26 protein-coding genes are annotated in these 21,979 nt (G+C 65.2%); 12 read left to right on the top strand and 14 right to left on the bottom strand.

The window, feature by feature from the left end; translation table 11 throughout:
* The first annotated feature begins 5 nt into the window (after positions 1–5).
* From E4P09_RS22715 to E4P09_RS22690, 6 genes are all read left to right on the top strand, one after another.
* On the top strand, positions 6–431 hold the full coding sequence (locus E4P09_RS22715) for a cobalamin B12-binding domain-containing protein (RefSeq protein ID WP_137391945.1): 426 nt from the start codon (positions 6–8) through the stop codon (positions 429–431).
* On the top strand, positions 428–1,939 hold the full coding sequence (locus E4P09_RS22710; protein ID WP_137391944.1) for a class I adenylate-forming enzyme family protein: 1,512 nt from the start codon (positions 428–430) through the stop codon (positions 1,937–1,939). Before E4P09_RS22715 ends, E4P09_RS22710 begins: the two co-directional genes overlap by 4 nt.
* On the top strand, positions 1,939–3,114 hold the full coding sequence (locus E4P09_RS22705) for a thiolase family protein (RefSeq protein WP_170984589.1): 1,176 nt from the start codon (positions 1,939–1,941) through the stop codon (positions 3,112–3,114). Before E4P09_RS22710 ends, E4P09_RS22705 begins: the two co-directional genes overlap by 1 nt.
* A 4-nt stretch (positions 3,115–3,118) precedes the next feature.
* A complete protein-coding gene (meaB, locus tag E4P09_RS22700; RefSeq protein ID WP_170984588.1) occupies positions 3,119–4,162 on the top strand; it encodes a methylmalonyl Co-A mutase-associated GTPase MeaB in 1,044 nt (347 codons plus the stop codon).
* The gene (locus E4P09_RS22695) at positions 4,155–5,873 is read left to right on the top strand and encodes a methylmalonyl-CoA mutase family protein (protein ID WP_137391941.1); all 1,719 of its coding nucleotides are present in this window, start codon (positions 4,155–4,157) and stop codon (positions 5,871–5,873) included. Before meaB ends, E4P09_RS22695 begins: the two co-directional genes overlap by 8 nt.
* A 246-nt stretch (positions 5,874–6,119) precedes the next feature.
* Positions 6,120–6,641, top strand: coding sequence for a winged helix-turn-helix transcriptional regulator (locus E4P09_RS22690; RefSeq protein ID WP_137391940.1), 522 nt, complete (start codon positions 6,120–6,122; stop codon positions 6,639–6,641).
* Positions 6,642–7,731: 1,090 nt separating this feature from the next.
* On the opposite strand, the gene E4P09_RS22685 is transcribed toward E4P09_RS22690, so the two are convergent.
* The 8 genes from E4P09_RS22685 to E4P09_RS22650 all read right to left on the bottom strand — a co-directional run bounded on the left by E4P09_RS22685 (position 7,732) and on the right by E4P09_RS22650 (position 13,295).
* On the bottom strand, positions 7,732–9,423 hold the full coding sequence (locus E4P09_RS22685) for a recombinase family protein (protein WP_137391939.1): 1,692 nt from the start codon (positions 9,421–9,423) through the stop codon (positions 7,732–7,734).
* A 14-nt stretch (positions 9,424–9,437) separates the two neighbouring features.
* Positions 9,438–9,863 (bottom strand): hypothetical protein, encoded by a 426-nt coding sequence (locus E4P09_RS22680; protein ID WP_137391938.1) that lies wholly within the window; start codon positions 9,861–9,863, stop codon positions 9,438–9,440.
* Between the two features lie 10 nt (positions 9,864–9,873).
* Complete coding sequence (locus E4P09_RS22675) at positions 9,874–10,128, bottom strand: type II toxin-antitoxin system prevent-host-death family antitoxin (protein WP_137392128.1); 255 nt, start codon at positions 10,126–10,128, stop codon at positions 9,874–9,876.
* An 84-nt stretch (positions 10,129–10,212) separates the two neighbouring features.
* A complete protein-coding gene (locus E4P09_RS22670) occupies positions 10,213–10,392 on the bottom strand; it encodes a hypothetical protein (protein ID WP_137391937.1) in 180 nt (59 codons plus the stop codon).
* A 297-nt stretch (positions 10,393–10,689) separates the two neighbouring features.
* The gene (locus tag E4P09_RS22665) at positions 10,690–11,121 is read right to left on the bottom strand and encodes a hypothetical protein (protein WP_239025327.1); all 432 of its coding nucleotides are present in this window, start codon (positions 11,119–11,121) and stop codon (positions 10,690–10,692) included.
* 82 nt (positions 11,122–11,203) lie between these two features.
* Positions 11,204–12,043, bottom strand: coding sequence for a hypothetical protein (locus E4P09_RS22660; RefSeq protein WP_137391935.1), 840 nt, complete (start codon positions 12,041–12,043; stop codon positions 11,204–11,206).
* Positions 12,040–12,927 (bottom strand): ImmA/IrrE family metallo-endopeptidase, encoded by an 888-nt coding sequence (locus tag E4P09_RS22655; RefSeq protein ID WP_137391934.1) that lies wholly within the window; start codon positions 12,925–12,927, stop codon positions 12,040–12,042. Before E4P09_RS22655 ends, E4P09_RS22660 begins: the two co-directional genes overlap by 4 nt.
* Positions 12,924–13,295: a helix-turn-helix domain-containing protein gene (locus tag E4P09_RS22650; protein WP_137391933.1), complete on the bottom strand. Its 372-nt coding sequence runs from the start codon at positions 13,293–13,295 to the stop codon at positions 12,924–12,926. Before E4P09_RS22650 ends, E4P09_RS22655 begins: the two co-directional genes overlap by 4 nt.
* A 99-nt stretch (positions 13,296–13,394) precedes the next feature.
* On the opposite strand from E4P09_RS22650, the gene E4P09_RS22645 reads away from it, so the two are divergent.
* The 6 genes from E4P09_RS22645 to E4P09_RS22620 are packed head-to-tail and all read left to right on the top strand — an operon-like array spanning position 13,395 to position 17,553.
* The gene (locus tag E4P09_RS22645) at positions 13,395–14,360 is read left to right on the top strand and encodes a CBASS oligonucleotide cyclase (RefSeq protein WP_137391932.1); all 966 of its coding nucleotides are present in this window, start codon (positions 13,395–13,397) and stop codon (positions 14,358–14,360) included.
* A gap of 7 nt (positions 14,361–14,367) precedes the next feature.
* Entirely contained in the window at positions 14,368–14,883 is a 516-nt protein-coding gene (locus E4P09_RS22640) for an HORMA-1 domain-containing protein (protein ID WP_137391931.1), read from the top strand.
* Entirely contained in the window at positions 14,883–15,821 is a 939-nt protein-coding gene (locus tag E4P09_RS22635) for an AAA family ATPase (RefSeq protein WP_137391930.1), read from the top strand. The genes E4P09_RS22640 and E4P09_RS22635 overlap by 1 nt, the downstream gene beginning before the upstream one ends.
* Positions 15,818–16,543 carry a DUF6602 domain-containing protein gene (locus E4P09_RS22630; RefSeq protein WP_137391929.1) on the top strand — a complete coding sequence of 242 codons (726 nt, stop codon included), beginning with the start codon at positions 15,818–15,820 and terminating at the stop codon, positions 16,541–16,543. The genes E4P09_RS22635 and E4P09_RS22630 overlap by 4 nt, the downstream gene beginning before the upstream one ends.
* A 9-nt stretch (positions 16,544–16,552) precedes the next feature.
* Positions 16,553–16,786, top strand: coding sequence for a hypothetical protein (locus E4P09_RS22625; protein WP_137391928.1), 234 nt, complete (start codon positions 16,553–16,555; stop codon positions 16,784–16,786).
* A gap of 20 nt (positions 16,787–16,806) precedes the next feature.
* The gene (locus E4P09_RS22620) at positions 16,807–17,553 is read left to right on the top strand and encodes a hypothetical protein (protein WP_137391927.1); all 747 of its coding nucleotides are present in this window, start codon (positions 16,807–16,809) and stop codon (positions 17,551–17,553) included.
* Between the two features lie 261 nt (positions 17,554–17,814).
* On the opposite strand, the gene E4P09_RS22615 is transcribed toward E4P09_RS22620, so the two are convergent.
* From E4P09_RS22615 to E4P09_RS26115, 6 genes are all read right to left on the bottom strand, one after another.
* Positions 17,815–18,135 (bottom strand): DUF736 domain-containing protein, encoded by a 321-nt coding sequence (locus E4P09_RS22615; protein WP_137391926.1) that lies wholly within the window; start codon positions 18,133–18,135, stop codon positions 17,815–17,817.
* A gap of 14 nt (positions 18,136–18,149) precedes the next feature.
* Positions 18,150–18,458 (bottom strand): DUF2274 domain-containing protein, encoded by a 309-nt coding sequence (locus E4P09_RS22610; protein ID WP_137391925.1) that lies wholly within the window; start codon positions 18,456–18,458, stop codon positions 18,150–18,152.
* A gap of 12 nt (positions 18,459–18,470) precedes the next feature.
* Complete coding sequence (locus tag E4P09_RS22605) at positions 18,471–19,739, bottom strand: TraB/TrbI/VirB10 family type IV secretion system protein (protein WP_137391924.1); 1,269 nt, start codon at positions 19,737–19,739, stop codon at positions 18,471–18,473.
* Entirely contained in the window at positions 19,739–20,767 is a 1,029-nt protein-coding gene (gene trbG / locus E4P09_RS22600) for a P-type conjugative transfer protein TrbG (RefSeq protein ID WP_137391923.1), read from the bottom strand. The genes E4P09_RS22605 and trbG overlap by 1 nt, the downstream gene beginning before the upstream one ends.
* Complete coding sequence (gene trbF / locus E4P09_RS22595; RefSeq protein ID WP_137391922.1) at positions 20,764–21,459, bottom strand: conjugal transfer protein TrbF; 696 nt, start codon at positions 21,457–21,459, stop codon at positions 20,764–20,766. Before trbF ends, trbG begins: the two co-directional genes overlap by 4 nt.
* Before the next feature lie 3 nt (positions 21,460–21,462).
* On the bottom strand, positions 21,463–21,979 hold a 517-nt coding region (locus E4P09_RS26115), incomplete at its 5' end, for a TrbL/VirB6 family protein (RefSeq protein WP_487392617.1).

Genomic DNA, 21,979 nt, shown 5'->3' with positions numbered 1-21,979 from the left:
AGATCATGTCCCGCAAAATCCGTGTCCTGATGGCGAAGGTCGGCCTGGATGGCCACGACGTGGGGGCCAGGGTGGTGGCGCGCGGGCTTCTCGAGGCGGGAATGGAGGTCATCTATACCGGCATCCGCCGCACACCGGAGCAAATCGTGCGCACCGCCATAGACGAGGACGTGGACGTGGTGGGCATCAGCATATTGTCGGGCGCCCATAACGTTCTCATTCCGAAGGTCCGGCAGCTGCTGGTCGAAGCCGGGGCGGACGATATCATCCTGGTCGCCGGCGGCGTCATTCCGCAGGAGGACATCCCTGCCCTGCTGGATGCCGGCGTGGCCAAGGTCTTCCTGTCCGGCACGCCCATCGCCGAGATCGCGGATTTCATCGCCGCGGCGGTTCCTCTCTCGCAGCACATTCCAGCCGAGGACGCATCTTGAGCGTCGATGCCCATCTCCGTAACGCCTTCCGCCGTTATGCGGGCCGCACCGCGTTGGTCGATGGCGACCGGCGTTGGACCTTTGCCGAGCTCGAGCACATGGTCGCACGGCTCTCCACCGGGCTCGGCTCGGTGCTCGAACGCGGCAGCCGCGTCGGGTTGTTCATGGCCAACAGAGCCGAGTACCTGATCTTGAAGCTCGCCCTGGAACAGGCGGGCCTTGTCCGTGTGCCGCTCAATGCCCGCTATACCGCCTACGAGGTGCAACGGATCCTGGATGATTGCGGGGCCCGGGCCGTTTTCGCCGACGCCGCCACCATCGAACGGCTCAAGGGCATCACCGGCTTATGGGTTGTCGACGTGGATGGCGGTTCCGAGGGCGGCCCGGCTTGGCGCACCCTGCTGGCGACGGAAGCAGGCGCGCCTAACCCGCCGGACGACTATGACGCGCTGTGTTCGATCAACTACACGTCGGGCTCCTCGGGCGTGCCCAAAGGGGTGATGCTGTCCCATCGCAATTGGCTCAGCGTCTACAAGAACATGCTGGTCGATCGCGATATCAGGTCGAGCGATCGGTTGGCGCATATCGGCCCACTGACCCATGCCAGCGGCACCTATGCCATTCCGTTTCTCCTGCGCGGCGCGACCAATGTGCTGGTGCCGGGTGGCGCGCTGGGTGAGTTGCTGCCGACCCTGGAGCGCGAGCGGGTGACCGCATTCAGCTGCGTGCCCACCGTGCTCACCCGGATCCTGAACGCCGGCAACATTGACTCATACGACCTGTCGAGCATCCGCTGGGTCGGGTATGGGGCGGAGGCGATCCAGCGCAACACGTTGGCAAAGGCCCTGACGCGCTGGGGCGATGTGCTCACGCACAACTACGGCCTCACCGAAGCAATGATGACCTGCAGCTTCCTAACCGCCGCCGAGCACTTGGCGCCGGATGGTACGCTGAGGCACGGCTGCATCGGGAGGCCCTACAGCTTCGTCGATATCGTACTGCGCGACGAGCGCGGCAAAGAAGTCCCCACCGGCGAGATCGGCGAGATCACCATCCAGGCAGAGCATGTGATGCGCGGCTACTGGAATCGTCCGGAGGAGACCGCCAAGGTGCTGCGCGATGGCTGGCTGTGGTCGGGGGACCTCGCCCGCCGGGACAGCGACGGCCTTATCCATATCGTGGGCCGCTCGAAGGAGATGCTCATCTCGGGCGGCTTCAACATCTATCCGGCCGAAGTCGAAGCGTGCCTCTCGAGTTGCCCGGGCGTGCAGGAGGTGGCGGTCATCGGCTTGCCCGACGACCAGTTCGGCGAGATCTGCGTGGCCTTCGTGGCGCCTGAGGACGGGGCGGCGCTGACGCGTGAGCAGTGCGAGGCCCATGCCCGGCCGAAGCTCGGCATACGCGCGCCGCGGCGATGGCATTTCGTGCCGCATCTGCCGCGCACGGCCAATGGCAAGATCGACAAGGCGGCACTGCGCACGCAGCTGGAAGGCGGAGGAACTGCGTGATGAAGAGCGACCGCGACGTCGTTATCCTCTCCTATGCCCGCACGCCCTTCGGCCGCTTTGGCGGTGCCCTCAAGGACCGGTCCGCCATTGAGCTGGCGACAATGGCGATTGCCGAGGCGCTCCGCAAGAGCGAGGCGGCGCCTGCGGACGTGGAGATGGTCTATGCCGGGGTGGGCATGATCGGTGCCGGCGTGCTCACGCCCGCGCGCCAGGCCCTGCTCCTGGGCTCCGGACTGCGCGAGACCACACCGTCGCTGGCCGTGGACCGCGCCTGCTGCTCGGGCATGACGGCGGTGGGCCTCGCCTACCGGGATATCCGCAATGGCGACGCGGACCTCATCGTCTGCGGCGGGTTCGAGAGCCTGAGCAACACGCCGTTCCTCTGGCCGCGGCAGAGGGGTGCACGGCCCGGACCCGTTGCGGTCTCCGACCCGCTGCTCCTGCGCGCCGATTTCCTCGACAAGGCGATTGCCGCTTATACCGGCGAAGAGGCGTTGCGGGCCGGCATTGATCGCGCCGCGCAGGACGAATGGGCGCTCGCCAGCCACCAGCGCTATTTCGCAGCCCAGGCCGAGGGCTATTTCGAAGGCGAGATCTTTCCCGTCGGCGAGGTGAGCGTGGATGAGTCGCCCCGCGCCGATGCCAGTCGGGAAAAACTCAGCACCCTCAAAACGGTCTACGGAAGCCCGACCGTCACGCCGGGCAATGCGCCCGGGCTCAATGACGGCGCGGCTTTCCTCGTTCTCGCGTCCCGCCGCTTCGCCGAGAGCCGTGGGGCTGAACCCTTGGCACAGATCATAGGCTATGCCCAGGTCGCCGACGGTCCCACCACCGGCACGTCCACCCCGGCGAAGGCCATCCTGAAGCTGTTGGATCGTTCGGGTTTGACGCCGGGGGAACTCGCCCGCATCGAGATCAACGAGGCCTTCGCCGCCACACCGCTGGTCAGCACACTGCGCCTGGCGAAGGACAATCCTCGCGAGGCTGAAGTCCTCCGCGCCCGCACCAATGTCGCTGGTGGGGCAGTTGCCATCGGCCATCCGCTGGGCGCCAGCGGCGCACGGCTGGTGATGACATTGGCAAACGGCCTCAGGCGGCAGGGTGGTGGGCTGGGGACAGCGGCCATCTGCGGGGGCTACGGCCAAGGCGATGCCCTGCTCCTGTCGGTGGACTAGGCCCATGGATACCGCCTGGCGCCGCAGACTGTCTCGCGCGGTCAGCGCCCTTGAGAACAGGGCGCCGGGGTGGCAGGCATGCCTGGCGGAAGCGGTTGCGGCTGCATCCGATACGCTGGTGGTGGGAGTGACTGGTCCGCCCGGCGCCGGGAAGTCGACCCTCGTCGATGCCATGGCTGCGCATTGGGCGGCCCAGGGCCATCGCGTCGGCATTCTTGCGGTGGACCCGGCGAGCCCCTTTTCCGGCGGTGCCATCCTGGGCGACCGGGTGCGCATGCGGCGTTCGGAAGATCTGAGTTCGGTATTCATCCGCTCCATGTCCACCCGCGGCCATTCCGGAGGCCTGAACGGATCGGCTTTCGACATCTGCGCGCTCATGGGCGGCTCGGGCCTGACCAGGGTGATGGTGGAGACGGTCGGGGTTGGGCAGAACGAGGTCGAGGTCGCCTTCGTGGCCGATTGCACGGTGGTGGTGGCCGTACCGGGCCTGGGCGATTCCCTCCAGGCGGCGAAGGCCGGCCTGATGGAGGTGGGCGACGTTTATGCGGTCAACAAGAGCGACCTAGCGGGCGCGGCCAGTGTCGCCGCCGATATCCGCAGCATGCTCTCGCTGGTTTTCGCAGGACGTCCGGGCGCCAACCAAGCCGGAGCGGTCGAGGCGCAAGCGGCCGCCGTGCCGGGGCATGCCCGGCTTCTGCTTTCGGAACGGTTCGGCGATCCCGCCGGCGCGAAAGGCCACTGGCATCCGCCCGTCGTCAATACGGCCGTGGGCAATGACACCTCCGTCGCCGCCCTGATCGCGGCGGTCGAAGCCTGTGGCCGATGGCTCGCCGAGAGCGGCACCCTCCGGCAAAGGCGCCTGCGCCAGGCCGAGGCGCAGATGCGGTCGGTGCTTCAGGCCATGCTGCTGCAGCAGCAGGTGGAGCGGGTGGCGCTTGCCGGCGGATCGCTGAGCGAATGGATCGAGGCGGTCGCGCTGCGCCGCCTGGACCGCCACACGGCAGCGGAACGCTTCCTTGCCATGTCCCGGGAGGGAGACCATGAATGAGATCAGTCGAAAGGCGCTGAGTGCCGAGCACCCTACAGTGCAGCAGACGTCCTCCATTGCTCGCGAGCATCAACGCTGGCTGGACGAGGCCTACAAGCCCGCCGTGGCGGTGCGCCCCGAATGCCGCGCCTTCGAGGTCGACATCGGCGAGGTGATCGAGCCGCTCTACAGCCCGGCATCACTCGAGGCGATCGGCTTCGACTATATGCGTGACGTAGGCTTCCCCGGCGAATACCCCTACACCAGGGGCGATGGGCCGGCGATGTACAGAACGAAGCCCTTCGTCGTCTCCGCCTATGCCGGCTATGGCGAGGCAACCGAGTGCAACAAGCGCTTCCGCAAGCTGATCGATCTCGGCATCGAGCAGATCCTCGTCGCCTTCGATCTGCCCACCCAATGCGGCTACGATTCCGACCACGTGATGTCGGCCGGCGAGGTCGGCCGCGTCGGTGTGTCCATCGACACCCTGGCGGACATGGAGCTGTTGTTCGAAGGCATTCCGCTCAACGCCATCGAAAGGGTCGGCACGCTCGGCAATTCCATAGGCCCCATCGTGCTCGCCATGTTCGCGGTGGTTGGCGAAAAGCAGGGCCTCAAATGGGGCGATTATGTCGTCAACCTGCAGAATGATCCGCTCAAGGAATATCTAGCGCGGGGAACGCAGATCATCCCGCCCGCGCCGGCCGCCAAGCTGGCGGTGGATCCGGTCGCGTGGTGCGTGGACAATGCGCCGAACTGGTCGCCGCTGACGGTCTGCTACAACCATCTCAATGCCGGGGGCGCGGGCTCCACCTGGGGCGCGGCGCTCGCCCTTGCCAATGCCGTCCACTATATCGATCTTCTGCTCGCCCGCGGCCTCACCATCGACCAGGTCGCACCGCTCTTCCACATGTTCCCGGACGAGCGGCACGACTTCTTCGTGTCCGTGGCCAACCTGCGCGCCCTGCGCAAGGTGTGGGCGCGGCTCATGCGAGACCGCTACGGCGCTGAGGATCCCAGGTCCTTCGCCCTCAAGACCACCGTCTACGGCCATGGCCAGGAGACCCTGCAGGAGCCGCTGAACAATATCGTCCGCATCGGCTACGGCACCCTTGCCTATGTGCTCGGCGGGGCGAGCTATGTCTACATCGCCTCCCACGACGAGGCGGTCGGCACGCCGACGGAAGAGACCGTGCGGGTGGCCATCCGCACCCAGCAGATCCTGGCCCACGAGCACGGCTTCACCGACACCATAGACCCGCTTGGCGGTTCCTATTTCGTGGAGACGCTCACGAAGAAGACGGCGGATACCATGTGGGCGCATCTGCAGCGGATCGAGGAGATCGGCGGAGCCCTGCGCGCCATCGACAGTGGCTTTGCGCGCGAGATCATGAACCGCGGTGCCCAGCGCCGCCAGCGCCGCATCGACAGCGGTGAGCGGCCATGGGTGACGGTGAACAAGTGGCCCCAAAAGCCCCATGTGCCGAACACCGCCTTCCGCGTGGACGCCAGCACGGCCGAGCGGCAGCACGAGCGCACCGCGCGCATCAGGCGCGAGCGCGACAATGCCGCTGTCCAGCGCGCGCTCGCGGCGATCGAGCATGCCTGCACCACCGGGGAAAACATGGTGCCGCCGGTCATGGATGCGATCCGCGCCTATGCCACGGTCGGCGAGATCGTCGACTGCTGGCGGCGCGGCTTCGGCACCTTCGAGCCCTCGGCTTCCTTCTAGAGCATTTTCGAGCGAAGTGGATACCGGTTCGCGTGAAGAAAATGCGACCAGGCAAAAACTTAGGGTGCTTCCGCGATTCGAAGAAGAGCGGAAGCGCTCTAGCGGCAAGGGCGTCCCGCGGGGCCGCTCTTTCCGCTTGTGCGACGTCCCACTACGCCTTCAAAGGCAGGAGTGGCCAGCCTTTCCTCTGACGGGGATCCGGTGCTATAGCTCCTTCAATTTCTGAAGCGAAGGAGCGAAGATCCGATGAGCTGGTCTCGGGTCGGCAATACGGTTTGCCCCATCGCACGGTCGCTGGCAGTTCTTGGCGACCGCTGGACAATGCTGATCTTGCGCGAGGCATTCCTGGGATCGCGTCGCTTCGAGGAGTTCCAGGCGCAGACGGGGATGTCTTCGCATTTGCTCTCGATCCGGCTGAAGCGCCTCGAACGCGACAAAATCCTCGACCGCGTGCAGTACGCCGATCGGCCAGTCCGCCACGAGTATCGCCTGACCGAGAGGGGACGCGACCTCTATCCGATCCTCCTCGGGCTGAAGGCCTGGGGCGAGAAATGGGGTGGGCTTGGCCCTGGCGAGGAGCCGGCGCTGACGATCATCCACAGCGCCTGTGGAGCGGAAATCAGCCTCGCGCTGAAGTGCCCTTCTTGTGGAGGAGCATTCGGGCCGCGCGATGCGCAGGTTACGCTCAGTAGCGGCCTCGAGCGCGAGCGCGCCACCCGCGGCACAGCTTTCCAATCGCGCCGGAGCGGCGGCGCGCGAGACGGTTAAGGCGCGGACTGCGCGGACCTACAAAAGGTATCGGGTCGCTCCGCCGCCGGCCTTAGGGCTCCTTCACGCCTGGCGCGCCGCCCAGTATACTGGATACACCGCATAGAAGAGCACCTCGTCATAAGTGACCGTTCATTCCACGGTGGCCCTCCGATGACCTCGATCCGGCGCCCATGTGCTGGCTGATTGCCGCATTGATCTCGCGGGCGAGCTGCGTCGTATCGGTGTCGATCACGGCGAGAATGAGAGGACGCTCGACGGCTCGGATAACACGGAGCTGCGACTTGATCGTTGGAGCTCCCTGAAGTTGGCTTCCGCAGGGGTGACGCCGGAGGGCGCAAGCCCCGCGAGCAATCTGGGGAGCAGCATCGGGCTTCGCCCTGATGCTCGGTCCGGTCGCGCGCGACCGGCGCCGCGCACGAAACGGACGCCGTCGAACCGAAATGGCTCGGGCAGAAGGCCGCGCTCGACCGGGCGGACCAAGGCCGTGTCAATGAGCGGCTCGTACCGCTCCGAGGATGAGATTGGCCACGAGCCGCTCGCCGAGCGGTCGCTTACGCCGACATTGAGCCGCCCGTCAATTGTCACCCGCGATCCGAAGGCGCGGCTGTCGAGCATCAACGGCCCGCGCTCATAGCCCCCTGCTCAGCCGGTGCCGAATCGGGAGGGAGACCGCGTCGCCCCCATATAGCCGCCATCGACGACGCAGAGATCTGTGCTTTCCTCGCCGTTCAGGGCAAGGTCGCGGTCGTCCGCCAGCGCCTAAGCCAGCCAGTGGCTCGGTCGCCGTTCTATGTCGCCATCCGTCAAGCGCATGTGACCCCCTCGCCTCCACCAGCCTTACCCACAGCTTCGCGCCGATGCCGAGCGCGGATCGATGGACCGCAAAAGGCGACATATTCGCCTCGGCAGGAGAATGGCGAAGCGAATCGTTTGCAAAGAGCGCATCCGCCACCACAGTCATCAAGGAATCGAAGATCTAGGGGATCGTCGAGGCGGTCAAGGAGGGATTGTATCAGCCCTCCGATGACACGTTGGATATCGGCGCGCCCATCCTGAGCTGGATCGAGCAACAACCTATGGACGGGTCTTAAAAAACCACACTCCCGGAGCTGGGCTCACGGGAGTGTCGGTATGGGTGGTTGCGGGGACACGCAGCCGCGTTTGTTATAACTTCGGGTCCGGGCGGACCTTCTCCCTCTGCAACCAAGTCCAGAATCCCCATCAGCTCGCCGCGTAAAACGGCCGAAAACTCGCCTCTGCCCGCGCCTGGCGTGATCACCACCTCGCCGATCAAAGCGCGAACATCCGCGGCCGCTTCGGCATGCGTATCGGGACTCGCCAGAGCATCGGTCAGCCGGGTGACTTGCGCGCGGTAGAGTTCGGCGACGTTCGGATGCACGTCAGGCGCATCGGCCGGTGCCTCGGTCAGGCGCGCGGCAATTTCGGCCTTCTGCCGTTCCAGTTCCTCCATCCGCACCTTCATGGAGGGCTGGTACATCCCGTCTTCGATGGCCTGCATGATGCCCTGGATCGCGCGCTCGATCTTCTCGAGGGCCCGGCGGTCGACGTCTACTTGGGCGCGGCGCTCCTGGTTCTGCCGGTTGGTCTGCTCCACATAGGCGCGCACCGCGAGGGCTACGGCGTCCGCCGAAACGAGCTTGTCCTGAAGGCCGGCAAGAGCGCGGCGCTCGATCACCTCCCGGGCCACCGTGCGGTTGTTCTCGCAGGTGCCGCGTCGGTAGTGGTTCAGGCAGCCATAGCGATCCCGCGCGATGATTGCGTACTTGCCGGCACAGCAACCGCAAGTAAGGAGCCCGGACAACAGGAAGGCCGGCCGACGCAGACTGTGAATGCGCTTTGCCCGTGCTTCCCGCACACCGATGGTCGTCGGCTCGAACTGCTTCGCAAGTTCGGCCTGCCGCTCCTTCGCCGCACGCCAGAGGGAGTCGTCGACAATGCGCAGCTCCAGGACATCCGTTCTGATCCATTCGGACTCGGGGTTCGGCCGCGAGACGCGCCGGCCAGTGCTGGGGTCCTTCACATAGCGCTGCCGGTTCCACACGAGCACACCGGCATAAAGCTCGTTGTTGAGGATGCCGGTACCGCGCGAGACATGTCCGCGGATCGTCGTATCGCCCCAAGCCTTGCCAAGCGGACCGGGAACCGCTTCACGGTTCAGGTCAGTCGCGATCGCCCGCGGGCTCCGTCCGGCCGCGAACTCACGGAAGATGCGGCGCACGATCAGCGCTTCGGCCTCGTTGATCGCGCGCTCCCCGCGGAGCGGCTCGCCTTCGCTGTTGGTCCGCTTGACGACGTCATAGCCGTAGCAGAGTCCCCCGCCCGCCTTACCTTTCTCGATACGCCCCTGGAGACCGCGATGGGTCTTGGCGGCGAGGTCCTTCAAAAACAGCGCGTTCATCGTCCCCTTCAGGCCGACATGCAGCTCGGAGATTTCTCCCTCGGCTAGGGTGACGATCCGCACGCCGGCAAAGCGCAGGTGTTTGAATAGAATCGCGATGTCGGCCTGATCGCGGGAGATACGGTCGAGCGCCTCGGCCAGCACGATGTCGAACTTGCCCCGCTGGGCGTCTTGCAGGAGGGCTTGCACGCCGGGCCGCAAGGTCACGCTCGCGCCCGAGATGGCAGGGTCTTTGTAGGCGCCGACCACGCGCCACTTCTCCCGCGCAGCGTATTCGCGGCAGACCCGGAACTGGTCGTCGATCGAGGCGACGCTCTGGTTGTCGGAAGAGTAGCGGGCGTAGAGCGCAACCTTGGTCATGGATCGATCCCCTTTCATCGGCGGACCCCACTGCTCCGGCGCTGCTCGCTCAACTCCAGGAACTTCTCCTTCACCTGCGTGAAGAGGCGTGGCGGGATGAAGCCGTAGCTAAACAGGCCAGGGCGGCCGGGGAGCGGAGCGAGCCCGCCGTTCGGCCATTCATCGACATTGTATTCCGAAACGATAACCCAGCTCGGCGCATCATCCAGCCCGAGCGCCTGCCTCACCCTCGCCGGAATCTCGATGCCGACCGTGCCTTCGTCAGGCGGCGAATGCGTGATCGGCAGGATGACCACGAACCTCGGACGGACGCTGGAGTCGCTCGCGGCAACGAGGCATGCGGGGCGGTCCTTTCCCTCATCGCGGCCGGCGGAGGCTTCATGAGACCAGAGATAGTCGTAACGGATCACCAAGCCGGGTTTCGGCTCCGGGATAGCCACCAGCCCAGGCTCACTTCATGAGATCGTCGAGCGCCGCATGCTCCGGGTCCATCTCCGCCCGGCGCACGGCTTCCACGACAACGTCCTGCGCCTCCGTCGTGCGGGAGGTCCGGCGTGCCGCGGCCACCAGCCAGTCGTAATGGTCCGCCGACATCAGCACCAGCTCGCGCCGGCCATGGCGGGTGATCTCGACCGGCTCACGTTGGGCTTGGTGCTGGAACTCGCCGAACTTGCGCTGGAACTCCATTGCTGTGGTTCGAGCCATAACATCCTCGACACGTATACTTCCGATCATCTGCATTCTCCGTATAATACAAGGTACTGTCAAGCCCAATTGGTTTCAACCTTGTCATTCGCTTTGCGGCTCGTTGTCGTTGGCCGGAAAGGAACGTCTGGCGTGCTCGCGCGCTAGATGCCGGCCGATCGCCTCCGCAATACGGAGGATGCGAGGATCCAGGGGTTCGCCGCTCTCCCGGCTGTTGTCGTTGGCCGGCACTTTGGGCTCGGATTGCCGATCGCTCCTCTTCATGGCGCAGCCCTTCCAGCGGAACCGATTATCGGGTTCACCGAGATAGGGATTCACCAGAACGCCTGAATCTTAAATCACCTTTATTTGCGCCCACGTAGGCGCTGTTCGGATGGATCTGCAAAGAGCGGGCATGAGCGTAAGAGATCGAACAGAAGTCGAGAGATGATCGGGGCTACGCTACACCGCCAACGAAGCTCTTAGATCGCGCGTGTTTAGATCACAGGCGCCGGCCTAGAGCCCGCTTCTGCCCTCCGGCCGGATCGTCCGATTGTGTTTCGAAAGAAACAGGAACGCAGACTATTCGGAGCGGCCCCAGCCCCGCTTGTCCTTCAAGAAGATCATGGCGTCAAACGCGGCAAGCTTGGCTTGATCTTCCGTGCCGTAGCGGCGGCGGGATGTGATTGACTGGCCGGATGATCGGTCCTCTATACGCCCGCCCCATGCTCCATCCTGCCTTCGAAACACGGTGATGTTGAAGCCATCGGTGTTTATGTAGGGGTTGCCTTGTCTGGACAGTTTCCAATACCGGTTCAGCCAGCGGCTGCGGCGCCTGGCGGCGTTTTTCAGATTGCGCTCTCGCCGGCGAGGCCCTTGATAGTCATCTTCCATATGCTCGGCGCAGACACAGCCGACCTCCAGAACGGCCGGATAGTCGGCATGCTGCATATGGTGGACATACCGGATTTCCTGAAGCTCGCACATTTCGCAGATCGCATCGGGCGCGCCCAAATCTTCGACATAGACGCAGATCCAGCCTTTGTGAGGAACGCCAGGTTGTGCCCATTTGCCGTGCATGCTGCGGCCACACCAGTTAGCTACAAAGGGCGTTCCAGCGCCGCACGTCGAATGTACCGTCAGGCAAGATGAAGTGGGCGCGCCGAGCTCTGATTATCTCAAGGCCGAGGATCGCTTGCCGCTCATCGGGTGATGGATTCGGCCCCTCATAGATGACCCCTGCCAGCGACCACGACCGCAAGCCCCGATGCTCGATGACCATAAGCATCGGGCCACCGCTCATGCCGCCGAAATCATAGTTCTCCGGAGGCACACCTCCGCCCAACACGCCGATGAGGTGCTCGCGGCTAATAAGGCTTGAAACGTCCGTCTCGCTGACACTGCTTGCAACCCCGCCTCCGGGGGCAGCGCCAAACGAGATTTCGTCCTGCGAAAGCCAGATCGTTTCGGTGCCGGGAAATCCGGCGTAGTACACGCCGCGATCTATCAGCGGCGGATTCGGTGGCCATTCGCTTTGATACCCGGTCAGCACAATCTTGCCGATCGAGGCGACGTCCTCGGCAGAGAAGCGGAAGGTCGCAACGTCCAGACCGGCATGGGCGCCGATGACGGCATTGCGACCGGCAAGATCGAGCGGTTGGTCACCAAGCTGGAATGCTACGACGTTGCCGCACTCATGGTCCCGCCGCCATCCCTCGATGACGTGATGGGCTGTGACGGCGAAAGGGCCTGCACCTGCGTCAAGAAAGAAGGCGGAGCCGTTGCGGACAACATAATTCCCGTCCTCCTGCCGGATTACCCAGTAGAGCGGCGCTGTCACCGATGTTGCGAACTCAAGTTCGGCCTTTCCAAGGCCGCCAGCCATTAGCGCCCGCGCTTCGGAGTCGCTGGTGATTTCAGGAAGGCCGCCGGTCATCGACGGAAGTGCGGCATCCAGCGGTCGATCAGATCCTCTTCGTCCTCGCCGTCGTCCTCTTGGTACGTTTCGTCCACCAGCGACGGGCAGGTAAGCACCGTCAGGGTCTTGCCGTAGCCGCCCAGTCCGATGACTTCCTCCGTTCCGCTCACGGAGCGCGTGCCCCCCAGCCAGTCCATGATATCGACGTCCGCTTCGGCGCGGTCTGCGGCAGCAACACGTCCCCCATTGCCATTCAACCGCGCCGTGGCCGTTCCACGCGGGACCGGCGAGCCCTTGCGCAGCCACGTGAGCTGCGGCAGGGATTTCATCGTGTCGGAGAGGCAGCAATAATCGATTGTCGCGCCTGTGCTGACGACGACCGCAACGGCATCGTCAGTTAGCTCCGCATAACGGATTGCCGTTGCGGTCAGCGACGTGCGGCAAAGCCCCGCAACCGACTCGACCGCCACGAAGCCCGGCTCGTGCCTCCCAAGCGCCTTCCGAAACAGGTGGGCCGGCATGAGCAGACCGGCGGCGAAGTTGTCGGCTTCGAGTTCGTAGGGATCGGCAGATACGAATCCCGCGTGGGACGCGTGAACGCCATCCTTCGGCAGTACGTGGTCGATGTGCCCGTCAAGAAAATAGTGCCCGAGCTCGTGGGCGATGCTGAACCTCTGGAAGCCTTCGCTCTGGACGTGTGTGGCGTAGAGAATTCCGAAGGCGTCGCCGTGACGCAGGAGCATTCCCGAGACGCCGGGCTCGGCGTCGGGCTTCGCTTCGACAACGATGTCGCGGCTCGTCGCTATTGCGAGTGGATCGACCGCAAGTGAATCGATTCCAAGCTCCCGGACGAGGGCTTCCCCCTTCTGCTTGGCCATTTTCAGGCGAAAGGCCAAATTCATGAGTCCCCCTTGCGCTTGGCCTGGGTGCGCTCCGCCAGCATCTTGAGGAAGTCCTTGGCCAGCTCGCGGTCGCGCCCGGTGAGCTTCCCCACGTCCCGGTAAAGCGGGTCTCCCGATTCGGCGAGTTCCGGTTCCTCGACGCGCCCCAGGAGGTAATCCGTCGTGACCTCCAGCACGTTCGCGAGCCGCCGCAGCGTGTCGAAGGACGGCTTGCGCGAGCCTGATTCGAAATGGGCGATAGAGCTGGGCGGCATTTTGGCGCGCTCGGCCAGTTCACTCTGATTCCAGCCGCGCAGGTCGCGGGCGGCTTTCAGCCGTTCCGGGAAAATCTCGGATGGGGCGGGTGCCTGTGGAGGTTTCTTCGTCATGGCGAACTCGACATAAACAACTTGACGATCTTTCTCTAGCGATGTACATACTAGACATATATTGCATGGCGAAGTCGCCAATGGCAAGAAAGATCGAAAATGGGAAGACAACACGTAGACCACGGCGACATCGTCCGCTTCGCGCAAGACAAGGTGAACCTGCCGAAGGATAAGGCGGACGAGTACCGCGCTCAGGCCCGCCGCCTTCGGGAGAGGCTCGAAAGCTACCTCGATGAGCACCCTGACTTCACGCTCAAGAAGATGCTGCTCTCGGGCAGCCTCGCGAAAGGGACGGCGCTCCGGTCGCTGAACGATATCGACGTGGGCTGCTACATCAGCGGCGCCGATGCGCCCAGCGACATCAAGGCATTGCTGGACTACCTGGCCGAGCGCCTGCGGAAGGCGTTTCCGAACTTCAGCCCCGATCAAGTCAAGCCGCAGACCTACAGCGTGACCGTCTCCTTCCGCGGATCGGGCCTTGATGTCGATGTCGTGCCGATTCTCTATGACGGCGACCCGCAGTGGTACGGCAACCTCGTCAGCCAGGACGACGGCTCGTTCCTGAAAACCAGCATCCCGCTCCACCTGGAGTTTACGCGCAAGCGCAAGACGGCGCAGGAAACGCACTTCGCGCAGGTCGCGCGGCTGGTGAAGTTCTGGGCGCGGAACATGAAGCGGGAGAAGGAGGATTTCCGGTTCAAATCCTTCATGATCGAGATGATCCTCTCGCACCTGTGCGACCAGGGGCTTGACTTCTCCGACTACCCCGAGGCGCTCCAGCACTTCTTCACCTACCTCGCCCGCAGCAACATGCGGGAGAAGATCGTCTTCACCGACTGCTACGCGGCTTCGGCGGTCGGGTCGTTTTCCGAGCCGGTGCAGATCATCGACCCGGTGAACGAGAAGAACAACGTCAGCCGGCTCTATACCGCCGCGCAGGCCGACGCGATCGTGGATGCCGCGCTCGATGCGGGCGATGCCATCGATTCGGCGCTCGCCGCGCCGACGAAGCAGGAAACTGTCTATTACTGGCAGAAGGTCTTCGGACCTTCGTTCCAGGTGTGAGGGGGATATGACCTACAGCTACACGCTCGCCGAAACGACCACGTTCACCCTCACGCACGCCAAGCACATGGCGGCGAAGGTCGCCACCGACCTCAAGCGGATGCAGCGGCTGTACGGATATCCGAGTGACTCGGAGATTACCGGCTACGAAGCGGAGGCGATCGAGTTCCTCAAGGCGGGATACCTTGGCACCGTCACCTACGGGTTTCGCCGCAACGGCGAATGGATCGAGCCGACACTGCGGTATACGGCGCGTGACCTCGCAGGCGGTTCTGCGAACGACGATGATCCGGGCCGGATTCGCCCCGGAGCGGATGTCAGTGGCGCCTCTTTCTACAGCTACATGACCTACAGCGCGGCATGGCACAGCCTGACCGACGCGGAGAAGGCGGAATTCGAGAAGCGCCTGCCGTTCCCGCGGACGGGCGCCCCGGAGCCGGGCATCAACGGCTACCTGAGTGGCGACCGGACCTATTCGTCGGGCGGCCGGGCGCTCGATCGCGCGACCGTAAGGAGTTACTGATGACAACACGGCCTGCCCTCGACGAGCTGTTCGAACGACGTATCACTTACCCGGACTTCGACCCGCAGGAACGACTCGCGCGTCTCGTCGGCCTGGACGATCACAAGGCGCGCCTGACGAAGATCCTCGGGCTGCTGGTCAACCCGGCGGGCCTCGAAGCCTGGGCGAAGAAACACCATCCCGGCGCCAACGGCGTGCTGCACGCGGTGCTGCGCCGTCCGCCCCTCGTCGTGCTGGCGGGCGATGTCGGGTCGGGAAAATCGGAACTCGCCGAGACGATCGGCGATGCCGTGGCGCGGCAGGAGGATATCGAGATCACCCTTTTCCCAATGAGCCTCTCGACGCGCGGCCAGGGACGCGTCGGCGAGATGACGCAACTCCTCTCCGCCGCCTTCGACTATGCCCATACCGAGGCCGGCAAGCTCAAGGGCAGCGGCGCGCGGTCGCGCGGCGCGGTCATTCTTCTCGTCGATGAGGCGGATGCCCTCGCCCAGTCCCGGGAGGCGGCGCAGATGCATCACGAGGACCGCGCGGGTGTGAACGCCTTTATCCGGGGCGTGGACCGCCTCGCCAACAGCCGCGTGCCCGCCGCGGTTATCATGTGCACGAACAGGCTCACGGCGCTTGATCCGGCCGTGCGCAGGCGGGCGGCGGATATTTTGACGTTCCAGCGGCCCGATGAAACGCAGCGGCGGGCCGTTCTGGGGCCGGCGCTCAAGCAGCTCGGGTTCTCGCAACCGCAGATCGACGCCGTGGTCGCCGCGACCGGCGCGCGCAAGGAAGGCGGCTACGGGTTCACGTTCTCGGACCTGACGCAGCGGTTGCTGCCCAACATTGTGCTCGACGCCTATCCGACGCAAACGGTGACGGCGGCTCGCGCGCTGGAGATCGCGCGAAGGATGGCGCCGACGCCCCCCTTTCAGGACGGTGCAGCATGAGCGAGTGGTCCCTCTCGCAGCTCCTCTCGGGGCTGCACGACGACATCCAGCGGCGGCTGGAAACGGTGCGCAAGAGCTTCGGTCATCCGGGCACGAAAGGCGATGCGAGCGAAAAGGTATGGCTGGAACTCCTGCAGACTTACCTGCCGCAGCGGTATCAGGCTGCAACCGCCCATGTCGTCGATAGCCGGGGCGTATTCAGCCAGCAGATCGATGTCGTCGTCTTCGACCGGCAGTATTCGCCCTTCATCTTCCACTATGAAGGGCAGACCATCATTCCCGCGGAAAGCGTCTATGCCGTGTTCGAAGCGAAGCAGGCGATCAACGCAAGCCAGGTCAGCTATGCGCGGGAGAAGGTGGGAAGCGTGCGCCGCCTTCACCGCACCAGCCTGCCGATTCCTCACGCCGGTGGCACATATCCGGCAAAGCCGCTGATCCCGATTCTGGGCGGCATACTGACATTCGAAAGCGACTGGACGCCTGGCCTGGGCGACGCGTTGCTCGACGCGCTCGGCGACGGGCAGGACGGCGACCGCCTCGACCTGGGCTGCGTCGCGGCCCACGGGTATTTCAGCTTCGATCAGGAAGACAGCCGGTATGCAAGTCACAACGGCGGCAAGTCGGCGACGGCGTTCCTGCTGAAGCTGATTTCGCAGCTACAGTTCAGCGGCACCGTGCCGATGATCGACGTGCAAGCATACGCCGAATGGCTCTCTAAATAGCGAACTCGAATGTCGGAAACGGACGATCTGCCGCCTTCCACCGCTCCTGACTCCATTGCGGTCAGCGCGCGAAATTTTGCAGACACGGAGACTGCCGAGCAGTTTACTCACGTCATCGCCTACACAGTCCGGTCAATCAGCCGGTATATCGACCTTGACCGGCTCGACGGAATTACGGTCGCCTACGACTATGACGATGCACTTGCGCAGCTCGACCGCGGCTATACGCCGACCAGGCGCTGACAAGAACCTCAAGCGATCAGATGCTTGGCGTCGCGATGGCGCCGGCCGTCCTGCGCGATGGTGTGATAAAGGGACACCTCGTTTTTCACGCCCCTTTCGTGCTGCCGCTTGAGCGGCAGGAGGGCGACGAATTCGAACAGGCCTTGTACCTGGTGGCGCACGAGTGCGCGCATATCGAAGACCTGAAACACAGGGATATATGCTTTCCGGGCACCATTCTTCAGCGTCAGATCACGGATTACGAGGAAGCCCTCTTCGAGCCGATTATCGGCGCACTCTGGGAAGAGTACGCGGCATGCCGTATTAGCGCGATATTCGGCGCGGGGCAGGCGTCGCGATATGAAGAGTGCTTTGTGGGAGTCACTCGGGACGCGCGTAGCCTCGCAAACGACGCGATCCGCGCCTATCGTCTGCACGGCGACCTGAACCGCGTTCTTGAGGAGGCCGGCCGCCCGCTGTGCGAACCCTTGCGTATGGCCGCCTACCTGATCGGGCATCTCGACGGCCGGGGCGAAGAGCTGGACACGGCACCTCAGGCGCAGGCCGTCCTGGCCACAAGCGCCTCCGCTCCGTTCGTCAACCAACTTAGGGAAGCGCTGCGGAACCTTTGGTCCCGGCGCGGCGCGTGGACCTCACCCGCAGAGTTTCAACCGCTCAAGGAAATCGCCACTCAAGTTCTTGCTGAGGGAGGCATGATGCTTACGCGCCTGCCTGGCGGTGACCTGCACGTTGACATCCCCTACACCCCCGAAACCGTGCCTATCTGAGAAACATCGGCCAATGGCGATGGTGCCTACCGCTCGATCCCCAGCTCGGCGGCCGTAAAGGCGTCCTCGGCGGCCAACGAATACAGATCGTTTAGTTGCGGGCCGATGGCGAGGATCGCGGCGATGCGCTGGACCATCGACCTGAACCAGCGCCGCTCGTCGGCTCTAAGGGGCTCGCCGCTGCGGCGGTCGGCCTGCCGGGACTTCCGGTCACGATCCCGCTTGCACTTCCGGCGGTGGATTTTTTGCCCCCAGCGATGTTCAGGCCGGTCGTTGCCTACTCCAAATAAGCTGGGCGGTTTTGCCGTCGGCGGCCTCGAACATGGCCGCAGAGATCGGCTCCAGCAGGCCCGGGTCGTCGAAACGGACGCTCAGATACTCGCGCGGGTTCTCTCCGCTGGTGCGCTCGCGCCAGGCCGCACCGAGTTCCGACCGCCCAGCGAATATGCGGAACGCCGGCGCTCGCTCGCTGTCCCGGTTGTCGTTGGGCACAAACCGCGCCTTCACCTCGATGGTGAGCGTGCGGATGGTGCCAATCCAACCGCCATCCTTGGCGGGCGTGAATGTACCGATCACGGACATCGTTCTGCTCCTCCTCAGCTTGCAGTGGGCGATGGATCACTCGGTTCCGCAGTGCGGCGGCGCGCCGGTTGCCGGGCCAGCGCCGTGGCTCGCGAGCTGCCGTCGAACTGCTTGTCCTTCCGCGCCTTGGTGAAGCCGCGGTCGGCGGCGAGGAAGCCTTCCAACATGTACGGAATAAGCTCCGGCACCGGCTCGGCTGCGCCATAGGTCTCGCGATAGAGCTCGGCATAGACCTGAAGCGCGTTGTTCAGCTCGGGGCTCACCGTGATCGTGATCTTGACCGGCGTGCGGTCGGGGAGCTTCGCAAGCTTCAGGTCGGGCATGCTGTGGCTCCTTCACCTCTCGTATGGCCGCAGGACCAAGTCCTTGTGGACGATGACGCGGAGCGGCCAGCCGGGCCGGATGGTGATGGTCGGCTGGATGTTGAGGTTGCGCTCGGTGATCCGCTGACCCGCCCGGTTGGTGTCCCGCTGGGCGGCCTCGCGCAGCGCCCGGACGAGATCACCCTCGTCCTCGCCGAAGGTCAGCTCGGTGCCCACACCGAGCACCGTCGACAACGCAACGCCGGTGATGAGCCGCCAAGTGTGATAGTCGACCTCGTCCTCGAGCCCGGCGTAGCCGGCGGTGTCGGTCGCCGGCAGGTTCTCGATCACGATCGAGGAGCCATCCGGCATCACGATACGGTTCCAGATGACGAGCGCCCGGCTCTGGCCGAAGGCGATGACGCTGTCGTATTTCCCGATGAGGCGCGCACCCTGCGGGATCAGGAGATATCGGCCGGTCGGCGTGTCGTAGACATTCCCGGTGACCTGGGCGATCACCAGTCCCGGCAGATCGGAGTTGATGCCGGTAACCAGGCTCGCCGGGATCGCCGTGCCCGCCATCACCTGGTAGGGCGAGACCGGCTCCTGCAGAGGATGCGGGTTGTAGATCTCGCGATCGACGCGCTGGTTCAGGAAGTCGAGCTTGTGGCCCTGATAGTTCTGGTCGCGCTCACGGTCGAGCTCGAGGCGGCGCGTCTCTCCTTCGGCCATACCCATCGCGCCGTCGGGCGATGATCCCTGACCGGGCGAGGGCTGTGCGGATGCACCTGCCGTCTCGCGTCGTGCGGAGATCTGAAAGAAGACGCCGGCCTCACGTGCCTGCTGCGCCTGGCGTGCCAGCCGGAGGCGTTCGGCGCGTGCCGCATCGTCCTCGGGATTGGGCCGGAAGATGGGGCCAGATGCGGTGGGTGGGGGCGGCACGACACCAAGCTCGCGTTCCATGCTGACAACCGGCGGCCCTACATCGCCCGGGAGAGCTGGCCCGAGCTGCGGCACCGGTTTCGGGGCGATCTCGCCGTAGTTGCGCGGGAGGCCCGCGAGCCCTTCGGCAGTCGGCTTGCGGTCTATGTTGTAGAGCTCGCCGCCGGATTCCTGCGTGCGGAAGCTCGGTGGATTGAGCGCCACCAGTGTCGCGCCGAGGATCGCGGCGGAGCCGAGCGCAGCGCCGGCGATCAGCACCTTCCGATTGAAGCGCGTGACGGGCCGCGGCCGTGTGCGGAGCGTCAACGCCTCCGGATCGGTCTTTGGCGGTCCACCCTGCGAATCGGCCGGGTTGGTCATCAGCGGTCCTCCGCCGATAACGGTTGTGCCGAATCGGCATTCGCCGCGCGCCCGTCGGTGCGGCTGATTCGGACCACCTGCTGCGGGTCTTCGCCGAGGCGGAGCTCGGCGGCCGCGAACAGCCGGTCGACGATGTAGTAGTTGTCGCGGACCCGGTAGTTCACGAGCTCCGCGCCACCTTGCGATCCGACCACGAACAGCGGCGGCGCCTCCCCCTGGTCAATCCGCCGTGGGAACTCGATGTAGACCTTGTTCGTGTCGTCGAATGCCCGCACCGGCCGCCAGGGCGGATCGTCGCCGGTGATCTCGTAGCGGAAGCGCAGACGGTCGAGGGACAGCCCCCGATCGACGACGCGCGCCTCGGCATCGATCGCGCGCTCGTTCTGCCGGCGCAACGCGATCAGCTGGTCATGCGGGTAGTGCCAGGAGACCGAGGCCATGTAGGTGCGCTCGGTGCTCTCCAGCTCCAGGTGATAGGCACGCCGGTCGGTGGTGATGACGAGATTGGTCTCGAGGTCCGGCGCCACGGGCTTAACGAGGATATGGACCTGCTGCTCGTCGCCAGAGCCGCTGGTGGTGTCGCCCACGACCCAGCGCACGGTATCGCCGGCCGAGACGGCCACCAGCTTTTCGCCGGGCTGCAGGGCGATGTCGCTCACCTGCTCGGGCGCCGCGTAGAGGCGATAGAGCGCGCCCGCCGTGAAGGGATAGACCTGCACGGCATTGACATAACCATGCTTGGTCGGCTCCAGGCGCGCGGCCTTGTTCGCGGCATCGACGCGCGCCGGCGGCGGACGTTTGTCGGGTGCGGCCGGGTCGCGGTCAGGCACCGGCTTCAACTGGCCCGGGAGCGGCAGCGGCTCGGGCAACGTGACGATCTCGACCGGCCTGGACGGCTCGGGTTCGACAGTAGCCGGCGCGAAGTCGTCGCTGTCATAGGAGATCTCTGGCGGCGGCGCGCCGTCGGCTGCACAGGCGGCGATCGCCAAGGCTGAGGCGCCGAACAGAAGAATCCGGATCGGGGTCATGGCGTTTCTCCGGGATTGAGCTCGCGCGACCAGTCGAGGCCGTGCACATAGATGCCGAGGGGGTTCTTGCGGAGCGTCGCCACATCGCGCGGCTGCCGAACGACGACGGAAAGAATGCCGGTCCAGCGCTCGGTCTCGGAGAGGTTGCCGCCCTGCCAGGTCTGCTCCGTCCACTTCACCTGGAACGAGCTGTCCGAGGCGCGGACCACGCTCGTCACCTCGACCGAGACGCTGCGCTCGCCGACGGCCTTGAACGGGTCATTGGTCCGGGCGAATGTGTTGAGGACCTGTGCCGCGCGGTCGGTCGCATAGTCGTAGGCCTCAAGCCAGTTCTTCCGGACCACAATCGGATCGATCGAGAGCGAGCGGACGTCCTGGACGAAGCGTGCGAGGTGATAGGCGATCTGGGCGTCGGTCGGCTCGTAGGGCTGAACGGCCGGCGCAACCGCCTGCACGCCGCCCAACTTGTCCACCTCGACAACATAGGGCGTGATGCGGCTCTGAGCCGACTGCCAGAGCAGGCCCGCCGCGAGCCCGGTCGCGAGCGCCAGGCAGGAGAGCGCCATGAGCCGCCAGTTCCTGGCCTGCACGCGCGACGAGCCGAGGCGCTCGTCCCAGAGCTGCTGCGCCTTCTGGTATGGGGTGACGGGCTCTGGGGTGTCGCCGTAGCGGTTGGTCGCGCGTCGGAACATGGGCTACTCCCGCTCCGAGAGATCGGGGTTGGTGCCGGCACCGGGCCTGTCGCCTTCCCGGATGGCCTGCTCCGTCGTGTGAACACGCGCCCGCCGGCGCTGCTCGGCGCGCAGGCGTCTTGCCCATGCAGGAGCGCCCGTGTCCCCCGGCGGCACCATGGCAACGCCACTGCCGCCCCCTGCCCTGCTGCCACCGGTCGCCTGCCACGCGGCCTCGCGGCCCCGTCGTGCGCTCTCGGAAAAGCCGCCGGACACGCGGGCGCCGAAGGAACGGGCCGTGTCGACCGCTACACCGGAGCCCGCCCTGGCAACGCCGGCGAGACCGGCGGCGATACCGGCGGCGCCGGTCGCACCCGAAGCGGCTTGCCCCACGCCATAAGCGGTCGTGGCCCCGGAGGAGAGCGCGGTCCCGGCACGGACCGCGGATAGCGCTCCTGCGCCGCCCGTGCGGGCAACGCCGAGCGCGGCGGCACCCCCGGCAAGCGTGCCGGCTGCCACGGCGCCTGCCGTCCCGATGGCG

The organism is Rhodoligotrophos defluvii (genome assembly GCF_005281615.1).
Lineage (GTDB): Bacteria > Pseudomonadota > Alphaproteobacteria > Rhizobiales > Im1 > Rhodoligotrophos > Rhodoligotrophos defluvii.
The sequence above is the reverse complement of the archived record's forward strand: the minus strand, read 5'-3'. Positions and strand labels throughout refer to the sequence as shown.